Here is a 16,865-nt window from a genome sequence, read left to right on the forward strand (position 1 = left end):
TTTTAAATATGATTTAAAATAGTATATAGAAGTAAATTAAAAAAATACTTTCATAAAAGATTTTATAGGAGGAATTGTAATGGTTAAAAAAATGCAGACAATGGATGGAAACCAAGCTGCAGCATATGCATCATATGCCTTTACTGAAGTAGCTGGAATTTATCCTATCACTCCATCATCACCAATGGCAGAGTACACAGATGAATGGGCTTCAAAAGGAATGAAAAATATATTTGGAGTACCTGTAAAAGTTGTAGAAATGCAATCAGAGGCTGGAGCAGCAGGAACTGTACACGGTTCTTTACAAGCAGGAGCTTTAACTACTACTTATACAGCTTCACAAGGATTATTATTAAAAATACCTAACATGTATAAAATAGCTGGAGAATTATTACCAGGAGTAATACACGTATCAGCTAGAGCATTATCAGCTCAAGCACTATCTATCTTTGGAGATCACCAAGATATATATGCAGCTAGACAAACTGGTTTTGCTATGTTAGCAACAAACTCAGTTCAAGAAGTTATGGACCTTGCAGGAGTAGCTCACTTAGCAGCTATCAAAACAAGAGTACCTTTCTTACACTTCTTTGATGGATTCAGAACTTCTCACGAAATTCAAAAAGTAGAAGTAATGGATTATGAAGTATTTAAAAACTTAATCGATATGGAAGCTGTTCAAGCATTCAGAGAGAGAGCTCTTAACCCAGAGCACCCAGTAACAAGAGGAACTGCAGAAAATGATGACGTTTACTTCCAAACAAGAGAAGCACAAAACAAATTCTATGATGCAGTACCAGATGTAGTAGCTCACTACATGGCAGAAATCTCTAAAGTAACTGGAAGAGATTACAAACCTTTCAATTACTATGGAGCTCCAGATGCTGAAAGAATTATAATAGCTATGGGATCAATTTGTCCTATATCAGAAGAAACAATAGATTACTTAAATGCTAAAGGGGAAAAAGTAGGAATTTTATCTGTACACTTATACAGACCATTCTCTGCTAAATACTTCTTTGATGTATTCCCATCAACAGTTAAGAAAATAGCAGTTTTAGACAGAACAAAAGAGCCTGGATCACAAGGAGAACCATTATTACTTGATATTCAATCTCTATTCTACGGAAGAGAAAATGCTCCAGTAATAATCGGAGGAAGATACGGATTATCTTCAAAAGATACTACACCAGCTCACGTAATTGCTGTATTTGATAACTTAAAATTAGACCAACCAAAAGACAGATTCACAGTAGGAATAGTAGATGACGTTACATTTACTTCATTAGAAGTAGGAGCACCTGTAACTGTAACTGGTGATGACGTAAAAGAATGCTTATTCTTCGGATTAGGAGCAGACGGAACAGTTGGAGCTAACAAAAACTCAATAAAAATCATCGGAGATAAGACAGATTTATATGCACAAGGATACTTCGCATATGACTCTAAAAAATCTGGAGGAGTTACTAGATCTCACTTAAGATTTGGAAAATCTCCAATAAAAGCAAGCTACTTAATTTCAAATCCACACTTTGTAGCATGTTCAGTTCCAGCATATTTACACCAATATGATATGACTTCTGGAATCAGAAAAGGTGGATCATTATTAGTTAACTGTATTTGGGATGCAGAAGAAGCTGTAAATCAAATACCTAACAAAGTAAAAAGAGATCTAGCTAAAAATGGAGCAAGATTATTCATAATCAATGCAACTAAATTAGCTGAAGAAATTGGATTAGGGCAAAGAACAAATACAATAATGCAAGCTGCTTTCTTTAAACTAGCTGACATTATTCCATTTGAAGAAGCTCAACAATATATGAAAGATTATGCTAAAAAATCATATGCTAAAAAAGGTGACGATATAGTTCAAATGAACTATAAAGCTATCGATAAAGGAGCAGAAGGATTAATCGAAGTACCAGTAGATCCAGCATGGGCTAACTTACCAGTTGAAGAGTTAAAAGCAGCTGAAGAGTGTTGTTCTTGTAGATGTGGACACGAAAAATCAAAAACTGAATTATTCGTAGAAAGAATTGCAAAACCTATCAACGCAATTAAAGGATATGATTTACCAGTTTCTGCATTCAACGGATATGAAGATGGAACATTTGAAAACGGAACTACTGCATATGAGAAGAGAGGAATTGCAGTTCACGTACCTGAGTGGAAAGCTGAAAACTGTATCCAATGTAACCAATGTTCATATGTATGTCCACATGCAGTAATCAGACCATTCTTAATGACTGAAGAAGAAAAAGCTGCATCTCCAGTAGAATTAACAACTATTAAACCAGTTGGAAAAGGATTAGAAGGATTACAATATAGAATGCAAGTATCTACTTTAGACTGTACAGGATGTGGATCATGTGCTAACGTATGTCCAGCTAAAGAGAAAGCATTAGTAATGGTAAGCATCGGACAATCTTTAGAAAATAAAGAAGATAAGAAAGCTGATTACTTATTCAACAAAGTTGAGTACAGAAGTGACTTAATGTCTAAAGATACTGTAAAAGGATCTCAATTCTCTCAACCATTATTCGAATTCCACGGAGCATGTCCTGGATGTGGAGAAACTCCATACTTAAAAGCTATAACTCAATTATTTGGAGAAAGAATGATGATAGCTAATGCTACTGGATGTTCTTCAATATACAGTGGATCTGCACCATCTACTCCATATACAACTAACAAAGATGGACACGGACCATCATGGGGATCTTCTCTATTCGAAGACAACGCTGAGTACGGAATGGGAATGCACGTTGCTGTAGAAACTTTAAGAGATAGACTTCAAAATATAATGGAAGAAAATATGGACAAAGTTCCAGCAGAAGTTGCTGAACTATTCAAAGAATGGATAGAAAACAGATCATTTGCTGCTAAATCAAGAGAAGTATCTGATAAGATAATCGCTGCTTTAGAAGGAAAAGACTGTGAAGTATGTAAAGAAATCTTAAGCTTAAAACAATACTTAGCTAAGAAATCTCAATGGATCTTTGGAGGAGACGGATGGGCATATGACATCGGATATGGTGGAGTAGACCACGTTCTAGCTTCTAAAGAAGATGTAAATATCGTAGTTTTAGATACAGAAGTTTACTCAAATACAGGAGGACAAGCTTCTAAATCAACTCCTACAGGAGCAATTGCAAAATTCGCAGCTGCAGGAAAAGCAGTTAAGAAGAAAGACCTTGCTGCAATAGCTATGTCTTATGGACACATCTATGTTGCACAAGTATCTATGGGAGCTAACCAACAACAATATTTAAAAGCTTTAAAAGAAGCTGAAGCTCACAACGGACCATCTTTAATCATTGCATACGCTCCATGTATCAACCACGGATTAAAGAAAGGAATGGCTAAAGTACAAAACGAAATGAAGATGGCAACTGAGTGTGGATACTGGCCAATATTCAGATATAACCCTGCATTAGAAGCAGAAGGTAAAAACCCTCTTCAAATAGATTGTAAAGAGCCTAACTGGGATAAATATGAAGAGTACTTATTAGGAGAAGTAAGATATGCTACTCTTTCTAAATCTAACCCAACAGAAGCTAAAGAACTTTATGAAAGAAATAAAGCTGAAGCTCAAAGAAGATGGAGACAATATAACAGACTTGCTGCTATGGATTTCTCTACAGAGAAAAAATAAGAGTAGGCTGTTAAAGAGTCATAAATATAGGAGACTGATAGAAATATCAGTCTCTTTTTATATTATTATAAAAATAAAAAAATTTTTAAAAATGATAAAATTAAAAATTGACTATTTATTTAAATTCATGTATAATTGATCTAAATTAAAATATATTAGGAGGAATTATTAATGGACACGGTGCCCGAATTTAATCTTTATTTAAATCTTTTATTTTTAATTTTTTTAACTCTAACAAATGCTTTTTTTGCTTGTACAGAGATAGCGATGGTTTCTATTAATAAGAATAAAATTAATTTGTTAGCTGAAAATGGGAATAAAACAGCAAAACTTATTCAGAAAGTTTTAGCTGAACCAACTAATTTTTTATCAACAATTCAAGTTGCAATTACTCTTTCTGGTTTTTTTGCTAGTGCATCTGCAGCTACAGGATTTGCAGATATTTTGAGTAAAAAACTTACAGTATTTAATATTGCGTATACCAAAGAGTTATCTATTGTAATTGTAACAATAATATTATCATATTTTACTCTTGTATTTGGAGAGCTTGTACCGAAAAGAATTGCTTTACATAAAGCAGAAGCAATAAGTATGTTTTCTATAAGACCAATATATATAATAGCAAAGTTAACATTTCCATTTATAAAGTTACTTTCTATTTCAACAAATACAATATTACGTATATTAGGTTTCAAAATTGACAATATAGAGGAACAAGTATCTGAAGAGGAGATAAAATCGCTATTAGAAGTAGGACAAATTCATGGAGTTTTCAATAAAACTGAAAAAGATATGATAACTTCTGTTCTATCTTTTGATAATAAAAATGCTAAAGAGATTATGACTCCTAGAACAGCTACATACATGATAGATATTAATTCACCGTTAGATGAGTATCTAGATGAATTATTAAATAGAAAACATTCAAGAGTTCCAGTTTATGATACCGAAGTAGATAATATAATTGGAATTTTATTTATAAAAGATTTTATTTTAGAAGCTAGAAAAAAAGGATTTGAAAAAGTAGATGTTAAAACTATAATGAGAAAACCATATTTTATACCTGAGACAAAGAAGATAGATATTCTTTTTAAGGAGATGCAACAATCTAAAATCTTCATGTCAATCATTATTGATGAATATGGGGGATTTTCAGGAATAGTTACAATGGAAGATTTAATTGAAGAGATAGTGGGTTCTATAGAAGAGGAATATCAAAATAAAGAACCAAAAATTACTCCAGTTGAAGAAAATACATATATTGTAGATGGACTTTTTTCAATAGATGCTTTAAATTATGAATTAGGATTGGATTTTTATTCAGATAACTATGATACTCTTTCAGGATTTATTACTGGTGAGCTAGAGAGAATACCAGAGGAAAAAGAGAAAATAGTATTGGAGTATACAAATGTAAGGTTAGAAGTTTTAGAGATAAAGGATAAAAGAATTACAAAAGTAAAATTAACTTTAAAACCAAAGGAATTAGATACGGAAACTATAGAGGAGTAAAACAATAAATGAGGGGATAATTGAAAAACCCCTCATTTTTAAATTTAATTAGAATGGAAATTCATCATCATCTTCATATGGAATCTCTTCTACTTCTTTAGAAATAGATTTTGGAGCAGGTGATGAATACTCAGGCTCATATCTACCCATAGAATCACTGCTTCCTTTTGCTTCTAAGAACTCAATTGCTTCTACAAGAACATCATATGAAGTTCTTTTTTCTCCGTTCATTTCATATCTATTCATTTGAAGTCTTCCATTTACTCCAACTTTTCTTCCTTTTCTTAGGTACTCTCCAATAAGTTCAGCTGTTTTTCCAAAAGCTACACAGTTTATAAAATCAGCTTCACCTTTAGAGAACGGTCTATCTACAGCTAAAGAAAATCTTGAGTAAGCTTTTCCACTTTGTCCAAATTTTAATTCAGGATCTCTAGTAAGTCTACCAACTAAAACTACTATATTCATATTAAAACCTCCTATTAAATTATATTCTTAACTAATTATAGCATATTTTCAAGAGTAGCACCAATATTTTTTAAAGGAAAACAGAAGAAAAAATTATAAGCAAAATGGTAGTATTTATGATATAATAATACAGTAAAATGTTAAGCTAGGAGGCTATAATGGAAAAGAAAAGAGCTGTACTTTTAGATGTAAGTGCCATAATGTATAGAGCATATTTTGCAAATATGAATTTTAGAACTAAAACAGAGCCAACTGGAGCAGTATATGGTTTTGTAAATACTTTGATGAGTATAATAAAAGAATTTAATCCAGATTTTATAGGAGCAGCTTTTGATGTTAAAAGAGGCTCTTTAAAGAGAAGTGAAATTTATAAGGATTATAAAGCCCAAAGAGAATCAGCACCTGAAGATTTAATCGTTCAAATTCCAAGAATAGAAGAGGTATTGGATTGTTATAATATATCGAGATTTAAAATTGAAGGATATGAGGCTGATGATGTATTAGGAACTTTAGCAAAAAAGCTTTCAGAGGAAAATATAGAGGTTTATGTTATAACTGGAGATAAGGATTTAGCTCAAATTTTAGATGAAAATATAAATATAGCTTTACTAGGAAAAGGTGAAGGTGGAGATAAATTTAAAATAATAAGAACAGATGAGGATGTTATAGAATATTTAGGAGTATCAGCTAAAAAAATTCCTGATCTTTTTGGACTTATAGGAGATTCTAGTGATGGCATTCCTGGAGTAAGAAAAATTGGACCTAAAAAAGCTATTCCTATGTTGAAGAAATATGAAACTTTAGAGGGAATATATGAAAATATAGATTCATTAACAGAGATACCCGGGATAGGAAAGTCTCTTGTGAGTAATTTAAAAGAGGATAAAGATATTGCTTTTATGAGTAGAGAGTTGGCTATAATTTGTCAGGAGGTTCCTCTAGAATTTAATTTAGAAAAATTATCTTATGAGCAGGATAAAGAAAAACTTTTAGAGTTATTTAAGATATTAGAGTTTAAAGCTCTTATTAAAAAAATGGGGCTTGAGATTGTAGAAGGGAAAGAAGAAGAGTTAGAAAAACAAAGTAGAAGTAGAGAGAATAGAGATTTTAAAATTTTATCTAAAAAAGATGATATTAAGGATATGATTAAAACTTTAAAAAAAGAGGAGCTAGTCTCTATTTTTTATACTGATTATGGAATAGCTTTAAGTTCATATGGTAAAGATTTTTATTATCCTTTTGATAAAAAATGTGAAAATAAAATAGGGGCTAATATCTCATTATTTGATGTTGAGCCAGCACTAGAAACGCAGAAAAAAGATTATCCAGAGATACAGGAATTTTTTGATAATTATACTGGAAATATAATAACATATAATTTAAAAAATTTATTAAATAAGAGTTTTGATATAAAAAATTGTGGAATGGATATAATGATAGCTCATCATTTAGTTACTTCTCAAACAAAGGAAAATGTAGAGCTACCTATTGAGCAATTCACAGGAATAGAGTTAGAGGATTATACGGAGAAGTTTGGAAAAGAGAAACCAGAAAATTTAAGTGCAGAAGAGTATGGAAAATATATTTGTCAAAGGACAAGAGGACTTTTAGAGTGTTTTGATATCTTAAAAGAGGAATTAACGGATAGAAATTTAATGAAAGTTCTAAATGAGATAGAGATGCCACTGATAGAGATACTTTCATCTATGGAAAAAAAGGGAATAATGATAGACCCAGATTATTTTTCAAAATATGGAAAAGAATTAGAGAGAGCAATAGATGAACTTCAAGAAAAAATATATGAAGAAGCTGGAGAAAATTTTAATATCAACTCTCCAAAACAGCTAGCCGAGATACTTTTCTTTAAATTAAATCTTCCACCAGTTAAGAAAACTAAAACAGGTTTATCTACAGATGAAGAGGTATTGGAGAAGTTAAAGGAAGATGGAGCAGAGATAGCAAAGGCTATATTAGAGTATAGAAAACTAGCTAAATTAAAAAATACATATGTAGACGCTATTCCTAAATTAAGAGATGAAAATAATAGAGTTCATACTACATTTAATCAAATAGGAACTACTACAGGAAGACTTTCATCTTCTGATCCAAATTTACAAAATATTCCAGTTAAAACAGATGAAGGTATAAAGATAAGACAAGGGTTTGTAGCGGAAAAAGGATCAATTTTAATGGGAATTGACTATTCACAAATAGAATTGAGAGTTTTAGCTCAATTATCGGGAGATGAAAATTTAAGAGCAGCTTATCAAAATAATATGGATCTACATAGTTTAACAGCCAGAAAGATTTTTGAACTTTCTGAAAACGATGAGGTAACAAGGGAACAAAGGATAATTGCTAAGACAATAAACTTTAGTATAATCTATGGAAAAACAGCCTTTGGTTTAGCAAAAGAGCTTGGAATTACTCAAAGAGAAGCGAGTGAATATATAGAGAGATACTTCAATCAATATCCAAGAGTAAAAGAGTTTGAAAAAGAGATAGTTGAATTTACAGAGAAAAACGGATATACAGAGACTTTATTTGGAAGAAGAAGAATTATAGAGGGAATAAATTCTAAAAATAAAAATATAAAGAGTCAGGCAGAAAGAATGGCTGTGAACAGTGTTATTCAAGGAACAGCAGCTGAAGTTTTAAAGCAAGTTATGATAGAGATATATAGATATATTAAGGATAAAGCTGGAGTATCATTATTACTTCAAGTACATGATGAGCTTATTTTTGAAATATCTCAGGATAGATTAGAAGAATATAGAGAAAATATAGAAAAAATAATGAGAGAGTGTGTAAAATTTGATAGTGTACCACTTGAAATTAATACTAATATAGGAGTTAACTGGGCTGAAACAAAATAGAAGAGGTAGAAAAGGTAATATGTTTTAATAGGAGGTAAGATGTCTTATACATATAGTGTTAAAGAGGAGATACTAAGTAATGATATGGTAACAGCAATTGAAAAAACTGCTGAATTATCTGCTATATTTCTGAGCAAAAATGCTTTTTATAATGATAGAATTGAACTTAGATTAGAAAATTTACCTTTAGCTAAAAGAGTATATAAATTTATAAAAGATACAACAGATTTAAAAATAGAGATAAAGTATTCAATATCTAAAAGGTTGGGAGAGCATAATGTATACATAATTGTTATTCCCAAGCAAAAGGGATATAGAGACTTTATTGAAAAGATGAAGAGTTTAAATGTAGATTTGATACTTACAAGTGAAGAAATTTTAAAAGGATTTATTAGAGGAATATTTCTTTCTTGTGGGTATATAAAGGATCCAGAAAAAGAGTATGCCCTTGATTTTTTCATGGATAATGAAGAGGCGGCAGATAAATTGTATACCCTGCTTTTATCTAAAGGAAAGAAAGTTTTTAAAACTTTAAAAAGAAATAAACCATTAGTTTATCTTAGAAATTCAGAAAATATTATGGATATAATTGTTCTGATAGGATCAATTCAATCTTTCTTTAAATATGAAGAAACTACAATGATAAAAGATTTGAAAAATAAAACAATTAGAGAGATGAACTGGGAAGTAGCTAATGAAACTAAGACTTTGAATACAGGTAATAATCAAATTAAAATGATAAATCATATAGATAGAGAGATTGGACTTAATTCATTAAGTCCAGTCCTTGAAGAGATAGCTCATATGAGACTTAATAATCCTGAGAGTACACTTCAAGAGATAGCAGAGATGATTGGAATTTCAAAGTCTGGAGTTAGAAATAGGTTTAGAAGAATAGAAGAGATTTATAATAATCTAATAAAAGATGAGATAGAGGAATAAAGTATGAGAATAATAAGAGATATCTTGAATTTTAATGAGTGTCTAAGAAATAGTTATGTAGCAATAGGAACATTTGATGGAGTTCATTATGGACATCAAAAGCTTATAAAACAGGCTATAGAAGCAGCAAAAAAAAATAGTGGTTATTCAGTTGTTTTTACATTTTCAAATCATCCAATGGAATTAATAAAGGGAGAGGCAGCTCCAAAAGTTATAAATACTATAGAAGAAAAACTTTATTTGTTAGAACAATTAGGAGTAGATTGTGTTATTGTACAAGAGTTTTCCCAAGAGTTTGCCAATTTAACTGCAGAGGAGTTTGTAGATATTTTAGAAAAGAAATTGGGAAGTAAGGAGTTATTTGTAGGATTTAATTTCTCTTTTGGAGTGGGAGGAAAATCTACTGCCAAGGATCTGGTTAGATTAGGGGAAGTTAGAGGAATAGTTGTTAATGAACTTTCTCCAATATATTTAGAAGGAAAACTAGTAAGTTCAACACTTTTAAGAGATAAAGTATTACATAAAGATATAGAAACAATAAATAGATATTTGGGGCATAATTTTGTTATTATGGGTGAAGTTGTACATGGGAAAAAAATAGCAAGAGAGTTAGGATTTCCAACTGCAAATATAAAAATGTCTACAAGATTATATCCTAAAAATGGAATATATGGAGCTAAAGTAAAGATAGAAGGAGAGGATTTCTATCGTTATGGAGTTGTTAATATAGGAGTTAATCCAACTTTAAAACCGGGAGAAAAAACAGTTGAAGTAAATATACTAAATTTTAATGAATTTATATATGGAAAAACTGTAGCTATTGAATTGGAAGAGTATTTAAGAGAAGAGAAAAAATTCTCATCAATAGATGAACTAAAAAGAGTGATTGGAAATGATATAGAAACTTGGAGAAGGGTAGTAGAAGAGAGAAAAAATGGATATAGTACTAAAGATAGATAATTTTGAAGGACCACTTGATTTACTTCTTCATTTAATAGAAAAGAAAAAATTAAAAATTTCAGAGATAAAAATTTCACAAATAATAGATGAATATCTAGGTGTTTTAAAGGAAGCTCAAGAGGAAAATTTACATATCAAAGTAGAATTTTTAGTTACAGCTTCAGAATTATTGGAAATAAAAGCTTCAACGCTTTTAGCTATCAATGAGGAAGAGAATAAAGAAAAAGAGTTAAAAAGAAGATTAGAAGACTATAAAATCTTTAAAGAGGTAGCATTAAAGATAGGTGAGATGGAAAAAGAGTACAACATCTCCTATACACGTGGTGAAGGAAGAAAGATTATAAAAAAGGCAGCTAAAGAGTATGATATTTCAAAGTTAAAAGCTAGTGATCTATATTTAGCTTATAAAAAATATATTGGAAAGAGTGAAAAAGAGTATTTAGAATTAGAGCTAGGAAAAAAATACACTTTAAAAGATGAGATGGATAAATTATATATAAAATTATACTCTCAAAGAAGAACTTTTGATTCAATATTTAGTGAAGCTGAAGGAAGAATGCATCTAGTATATATATTTTTAGCTATCTTAGAACTCTATAAAGAGGGACTTATAGAGATAGAAGAAGATACAGTATCAAGAATAAATAGATAAGGAGTTTTTATGTTTAGAAGTGGACTTCTAGTAATGATAATAACAATGATAAGCAGAGTATTAGGCTTAGTAAGAGCTGGAATAATAGCTTATTACTTTGGAGCATCTGCTATGACAGATGCTTTTTTCAGTGCTTTTAAAATAAGTAATTTTTTTAGGCAACTTTTAGGAGAGGGAGCTTTAGGTAGCTCATTTATCCCACTTTATAATGAAAGAGTAGAAATAGAGGGAGAAGAGAGAAGTAAGGAGTTTATATATTCAATACTAAATTTACTCTTTGTTTTTAGTACGATAATTACAATATTGATGATAATATTTTCACAGGGAATAATAGATGGAATAGTAAGTGGATTTTCGGCAGAAACTAAATTACTAGCTTCAAGACTATTAAAGATAATGTCAGTATATTTTATCTTTATAAGTTTATCAGGAATGATATGTGCTATTTTAAATAATTTTAAACAATTTGCTGTTCCAGCTTCTACATCAATATTTTTTAATTTAGCAATAATTTTAGCCTCTATGTATTTTGGAAAAAGCTATGGAATAGATGCCTTAGCTTATGGAGTTGTAATTGGAGGAGTTCTTCAATTTTTAGTAGTTTTACCAGCGTTTTTTAAAATAGTAAAGGGATATTCTTTCAAAATAGATTGGAAGGATCCTTATTTAAAAAGAATATTTATAATGATATGTCCAATGCTTATAGGGATAGTAGCTAGACAGGTAAACACCATTGTAGATCAGATGTTTGCTTCATATTTAGCCGCTGGAGGGGTATCAGCCCTTGAAAATGCTACAAGGTTATATTTATTACCAGTAGGAGTTTTTGGAGTATCAATATCTACAGTAATATTTCCAGGATTGTCAAAGGCGATGTCAAGAAATAATTATAAAGAGGCAACGGATAATATAGTAAAAGGATTAAACATACTACTATTTTTAATAATTCCATCAACTGCTGTACTGACTTTTTATGCTCCAGAAGTTATTAGATTAACACTATCTTATGGAAAATTTGATGAGGAAGCAGTAAAAGTAACAGCTCAAGTTTTACTATATTACTCTTTAGGATTATATTTTTATACGGCTATATACTTAATGACAAGAGCTTTTTATAGTGTAAAAGATAGTAGACATCCAGTAAAGTTTTCTATAGTATCTATAGTAGTTAATATAGTTTTAAATTTTCTATTGATAGAAAAATTAGAGTATAGAGGAATTGCACTGTCTACTTCAGTAGCTGCCGCAGTTAACTTTATTTTACTTTTAATAGTTTTCAGAAAAAAATATATTAATTTTAGTTTGAAAAAAAGTTATATTTTCTTTGCTAAAACACTAATAGTTACAAGTTTTGCTCTATTAGCAAGTTTTAAAGTAGAAAATACAATTTTAAAACTGATAGTTTTTTCTGCTGTATATATGTTATTTTGGACAAGAAGCTTAATAAAAAATAAAATGGAAGTATTCTAATGGAAGAGAAGGTATATAATTATAAGATTTATACTCCAAATAAGATTGCTGATAAAATTACTAAAATTGCAATTGATAATTATTTTAATGGTGAAATGAGTAAAGAGAAATTAGATAAAATAAGGGTTTGTGATCTTTCTTGTGGAAGTGGAAATCTATTACTTCCATTTTTAGAAGCTCTTATTATAATTTCAAAAGAGATTACAGGAGAGTATTATTATAATTCTAATTGGATAAAGGGTTATGATATTGATAATGAGGCAGTAAAGCTAACTAAGGAGAAGGGAAGAGAGCTATTAACAAGCTACTCTTTAGATGGAATACTAAATATCGAAAATAGTGATGGATTGCTTTTAGAAGAGAGTGGATATAATATCATTTTAGGAAATCCACCATATCTTGGTGAAAAAAATAATAAAGAGATATTTCAACAGGTAAAAAATACGAATTTTGGAAAAAAGTATTATGAAGCGAGAATGGATTATTTTTACTTTTTTATTGAGAAAGCTATTGAAATATTAGATGAAAATGGTATCCTTGTTTATCTAACTACAAACTATTGGCTTAAGGCAGATAGTGGAAAGAAATTAAGAAATACCTTAAAAGAAAATGGCTTGTTTTCTGAAATTATATTCTATGATAACTCACTTTTTTCAAAGGCAAAAGGTCAGCATAATATTATTTTTAGTTGGATAAAATCTACTAAAGAAAAAAAAAGTGTAAATATAGAGCTACCAGAAAAAAGTTTTAAGATAGAAAATTCTTTATTATATGATGAAAATGATAAAATAATCTTGGCAGATGAAGAGAGTAGAGAGTATAATAGAAGAGTGATCAGTATCTCAAATTATAAATTGGGAGATTTGGTAAATATAAATCAAGGAATAGTTTCTGGTTATGATAAAGCTTTTATTTTCAATAGCTTTCAAAATGAGTTTTCAAAGTATTTAAAACCTTTTTATAAAAATAAGGATATAGGAAAATATACTAATAGTAAGAATCAGTTTTGGATACTTTATTTAGATAGAGAAACTGAATTAGATGAGGAGTTAGAGCTATATTTAAAAAATTATTATGAAGAGCTTTCAAAAAGAAGAGAGGTATTGACTGGTCAGATAAAATGGTGGCAACTTCAATGGGCTAGAGATAGAGAGATATTTTGCAAACCTAAGATTCTTGTAAGACAAAGATGTAAGACAAATCAATTCTCTTACGATGAAAGTGAATTTTATGGAAGTGCTGATATTTACTTTATAACAACTAAGAGTAATGAGATAGATATTTTTTATATTTTAGGATATATGAATTCTACTTCATTTTTAGAATGGTTTAAGTATAATGGAAAATCAAAAGGAAAAAATTATGAATTTTATTCTACACCATTAAAAGAAACACCAATATATTATCCAAAAGTTAAAGAAGATATAGAGTATATATCTTCTCTTGTAAAGAAGCAGATAGATAAATATGATTTAGAGATTCAGAGAGAGATTGATAATTATTTTGAAAAAATTTTTAGTAAGTGAGGTGAATTAGATGAATGATTCATCAAATAGAGTAAAAAAAGTTGGACTTCCCCCAGGAAGTATAATATATACTGGTGAAAATCCACAACATAAGATACATATAGATATACTTGCTTACAATGATAGTATAACTAAAAGAGAACTTTTTGATGAGAATAGTGATTTGAGTGAGATAAAAAAAGACTTTAAAGGGATTACTTGGATAAATATAGATGGAATACACAATATTCCACTGATAAAAAGGATAGGAGAGCTTTTTAATCTTGATAATCTAGTAATGGAGGATTTAGTTAATAGTACTCAAAGAGCTAAAGTAGAAGAACGGGAAGATTATCTATTCATAGTTATGAAGATGCTAAATTTAAATCTTATATCCAAGGATATAGCTTATGAGCAAGTTTCCTTTATTGTAAAAGAGGATTATCTTATTACATTTCAAGAAACTCCAGGGGATGCTTTTGATTCAATTAGAGCTAGAATAGAAGCTCCAAATTCAAGAATGAGAAAGAAGAGTGTAGGTTATTTAACTTATGTAATATTAGATAGTATAGTAGATAACTATTTTATGATACTAGATGAAGTAGAGATAGAGATAGATAGATTAGAATCTAAAGTTATTAATAATCCTGAAAGAGAGGATTTACAAACTATTATTACATTAAAACAAAAAGTTACTACATTAAAAAGAACGATAGGACCTATTAGAGAGTTAATCAGTAGACTACAGACGAATAGTGTAGCAGAATATTTGAATGATGATATTAAAATTTATCTGACAGACTTATCAGATCATGGAATTATAGTACATGATACTCTAGATATATTAAATAGTAGAGTAACGGAATTAATTCAACTATATCATTCTACAATTAGTAATGGAATGAACGAGGTTATGCAAATATTAGCAATAATCTCTACAATATTTATGCCACTTAGTTTCTTAGCAAGCTTGTATGGAATGAACTTTGAATATATGCCAGAGTTACAGAGCAGATATGGATATTTTGTAATATTAGGAATAATGTTTGTACTTGTACTAGCTATGATTGCATATTTTAAGAAGAAGAAGTGGATTTAAGAAAACTCTGTATAAATATTAAAGTATTATAAAAAATGGGAATAAAAAACTCAAGAGAAGAAAGTTAGCTCTTGAGTTTTTTATCAAAATATAGTTAAATAACTACTAGAACATCAATTTAAAATGTTAATTCTTGTATATTTTCTTGAGGTTTTTCATCTAAAGGAATAGATGTAAATTTAACAGTTGAAAAATTTATCTTCTTTAAATCAACTTTTCTTATTTGACTATTATACATAGTTTTGTAATAAAACTCTCTATCACTTAAATTACTTATAGCTGTCCATTGAGTAGCACTAGGTAAATCTTTTGGAATATATGCTTGTTGATCAGCAGGATATTCAACACCTATAGGCAAATCAAAATTATTAAGAATATGAATAGCTTCATCTACGGCTTCTTTAGTAGTAGCAGCAGGTTTCATAGCTGTAAGAAGATAAAAAGCTCTGATAAATCTCGATGGAGGAGTGATATCTCCAGGTAATCCTAAAGCTCCTGTTCCTACTCCAAAAGAGAATATCTCTTCACCATTTACGTTATAGTTTTTAGCATTTCCAGAATAAAGATTTATATAGTTATTAAGATTTTTTACGTGCCAATCAAAATCTGGAGCATTAGTTAGAACTCCTACTTTGTTATCATAGATTTTAACTTCACCATTATTAATAATTTCAATAACTATATTTCCACCCTTTGCATCTGCAACTCTCCAGTGAGCTGTAGGAAGAGGGTTTCCATTTTTATCATAACCAACATTGACAACTTTAATATTTTTAATTCCTTCTTTTACCTCTTCGACAGTTGAGAAGTTAGATAAGATCCAACTCACAAATTGCATATCAACAACAGATTTTTTTGATATTTTTGGAGTATATTTTGTAAGACTACCATAATGAGGGAAATAAAAAAGACCAGCATTAAGCCCAGCTTCATTGATCCCTTCTCCGATGAATAAATCATTTATGACAGAGGCTCCAACATAACCATACTTAGCTTTCCATTTGTGCCCCTCCATCTTTCCATCAGGAGTTAAAGATTGATACTCTTTTCCTCTTGGAGATACTACTAATTTACTATTCAGATTACTTTCACCATACTCTATCGTTCTACCTTGAATCATTTGGTTATCTATTGTTCTAATAGTAATACCAGTACATGCAAGAGCAACACCAGAGAAAATTAAAAATAAACTAAGTGACAATTTAAAAATTTTTTTCATGAAACCCCTCCTAAAATTATTTGATAATACATTATACCATATAAAAACTGTAGAGCAATAAAAAAAGAGAAGAAAAACATCTTCTCTTAAATTTCTTTCTATAGATTAGAAAAGTCCAGGGATATTGATACCACCAGTTATTTTTCCCATTTCAGCTTCAGCTAATTCATCAGCTTGTCTCATAGCTTCTTTTACTGCAGAAAGAACTAAATCTTCTAACATCTCTTTATCTTGTGCAGCTTCTTTAACTATTTCATCAGTTAATTTAACTTCTAATAGTTCTTTTTGCCCATTAACTTTTACAGTTACAGCTCCTCCACCAACAGAAGAAGTTAACTCTTTTTCTTTAAGTCCTTCTTGAACTAATAACATTTGTTGTTGCATAGCTTGAGCTTGTTTTAATATATTCATTTGGCTTCCTGCACCTTGAGATGTTTTTCCACCTTTTAATTTTCTTACCATTATAATTCTCCTCCTGATATTTTTCTCACTAACAGTGATTATATCATA

At 29.8% G+C, this 16,865-nt stretch carries 12 protein-coding genes; 9 read left to right on the forward strand and 3 right to left on the reverse strand.

Going from position 1 to position 16,865, the window contains the following annotated elements; translation table 11 throughout:
- The first annotated feature begins 79 nt into the window (after positions 1 to 79).
- Together nifJ and IAA47_07405 are read left to right on the forward strand one after the other, a co-directional pair.
- Positions 80 to 3,655: a pyruvate:ferredoxin (flavodoxin) oxidoreductase gene (nifJ, locus tag IAA47_07400; protein ID MBU3842790.1), complete on the forward strand. Its 3,576-nt coding sequence runs from the start codon at positions 80 to 82 to the stop codon at positions 3,653 to 3,655.
- A 171-nt stretch (positions 3,656 to 3,826) separates the two neighbouring features.
- Positions 3,827 to 5,167, forward strand: coding sequence for a hemolysin family protein (locus IAA47_07405; protein MBU3842791.1), 1,341 nt, complete (start codon positions 3,827 to 3,829; stop codon positions 5,165 to 5,167).
- A 48-nt stretch (positions 5,168 to 5,215) separates the two neighbouring features.
- On the opposite strand, the gene IAA47_07410 is transcribed toward IAA47_07405, so the two are convergent.
- Entirely contained in the window at positions 5,216 to 5,632 is a 417-nt protein-coding gene (locus IAA47_07410; GenBank protein MBU3842792.1) for a single-stranded DNA-binding protein, read from the reverse strand.
- 158 nt (positions 5,633 to 5,790) lie between these two features.
- On the opposite strand from IAA47_07410, the gene polA reads away from it, so the two are divergent.
- The 7 genes from polA to corA are packed head-to-tail and all read left to right on the forward strand — an operon-like array spanning position 5,791 to position 15,136.
- Complete coding sequence (gene polA, locus IAA47_07415; GenBank protein ID MBU3842793.1) at positions 5,791 to 8,508, forward strand: DNA polymerase I; 2,718 nt, start codon at positions 5,791 to 5,793, stop codon at positions 8,506 to 8,508.
- Positions 8,509 to 8,547: 39 nt separating this feature from the next.
- Positions 8,548 to 9,450, forward strand: coding sequence for a DNA-binding protein WhiA (gene whiA / locus IAA47_07420; GenBank protein MBU3842794.1), 903 nt, complete (start codon positions 8,548 to 8,550; stop codon positions 9,448 to 9,450).
- Between the two features lie 3 nt (positions 9,451 to 9,453).
- Positions 9,454 to 10,410 carry a bifunctional riboflavin kinase/FAD synthetase gene (locus IAA47_07425; protein ID MBU3842795.1) on the forward strand — a complete coding sequence of 319 codons (957 nt, stop codon included), beginning with the start codon at positions 9,454 to 9,456 and terminating at the stop codon, positions 10,408 to 10,410.
- Positions 10,385 to 11,062, forward strand: a complete 678-nt coding sequence (locus IAA47_07430) for a segregation/condensation protein A (GenBank protein ID MBU3842796.1) — start codon at positions 10,385 to 10,387, stop codon at positions 11,060 to 11,062. The genes IAA47_07425 and IAA47_07430 overlap by 26 nt, the downstream gene beginning before the upstream one ends.
- Before the next feature lie 9 nt (positions 11,063 to 11,071).
- Positions 11,072 to 12,532 (forward strand): murein biosynthesis integral membrane protein MurJ, encoded by a 1,461-nt coding sequence (gene murJ / locus IAA47_07435; protein ID MBU3842797.1) that lies wholly within the window; start codon positions 11,072 to 11,074, stop codon positions 12,530 to 12,532.
- Positions 12,532 to 14,058, forward strand: coding sequence for an Eco57I restriction-modification methylase domain-containing protein (locus tag IAA47_07440; protein ID MBU3842798.1), 1,527 nt, complete (start codon positions 12,532 to 12,534; stop codon positions 14,056 to 14,058). Before murJ ends, IAA47_07440 begins: the two co-directional genes overlap by 1 nt.
- A gap of 10 nt (positions 14,059 to 14,068) precedes the next feature.
- Complete coding sequence (gene corA / locus IAA47_07445) at positions 14,069 to 15,136, forward strand: magnesium/cobalt transporter CorA (protein ID MBU3842799.1); 1,068 nt, start codon at positions 14,069 to 14,071, stop codon at positions 15,134 to 15,136.
- Between the two features lie 118 nt (positions 15,137 to 15,254).
- Here the strand turns inward: corA and IAA47_07450 are convergent, their stop codons facing one another.
- Positions 15,255 to 16,355, reverse strand: coding sequence for a choloylglycine hydrolase family protein (locus IAA47_07450; protein MBU3842800.1), 1,101 nt, complete (start codon positions 16,353 to 16,355; stop codon positions 15,255 to 15,257).
- A gap of 105 nt (positions 16,356 to 16,460) precedes the next feature.
- The gene (locus IAA47_07455; GenBank protein ID MBU3842801.1) at positions 16,461 to 16,817 is read right to left on the reverse strand and encodes a YbaB/EbfC family nucleoid-associated protein; all 357 of its coding nucleotides are present in this window, start codon (positions 16,815 to 16,817) and stop codon (positions 16,461 to 16,463) included.
- Between the last annotated feature and the right edge of the window lie 48 nt (positions 16,818 to 16,865).

Origin of the sequence: Candidatus Fusobacterium pullicola (assembly GCA_018883725.1) — a bacterium.
Lineage (GTDB): Bacteria > Fusobacteriota > Fusobacteriia > Fusobacteriales > Fusobacteriaceae > Fusobacterium_A > Fusobacterium_A pullicola.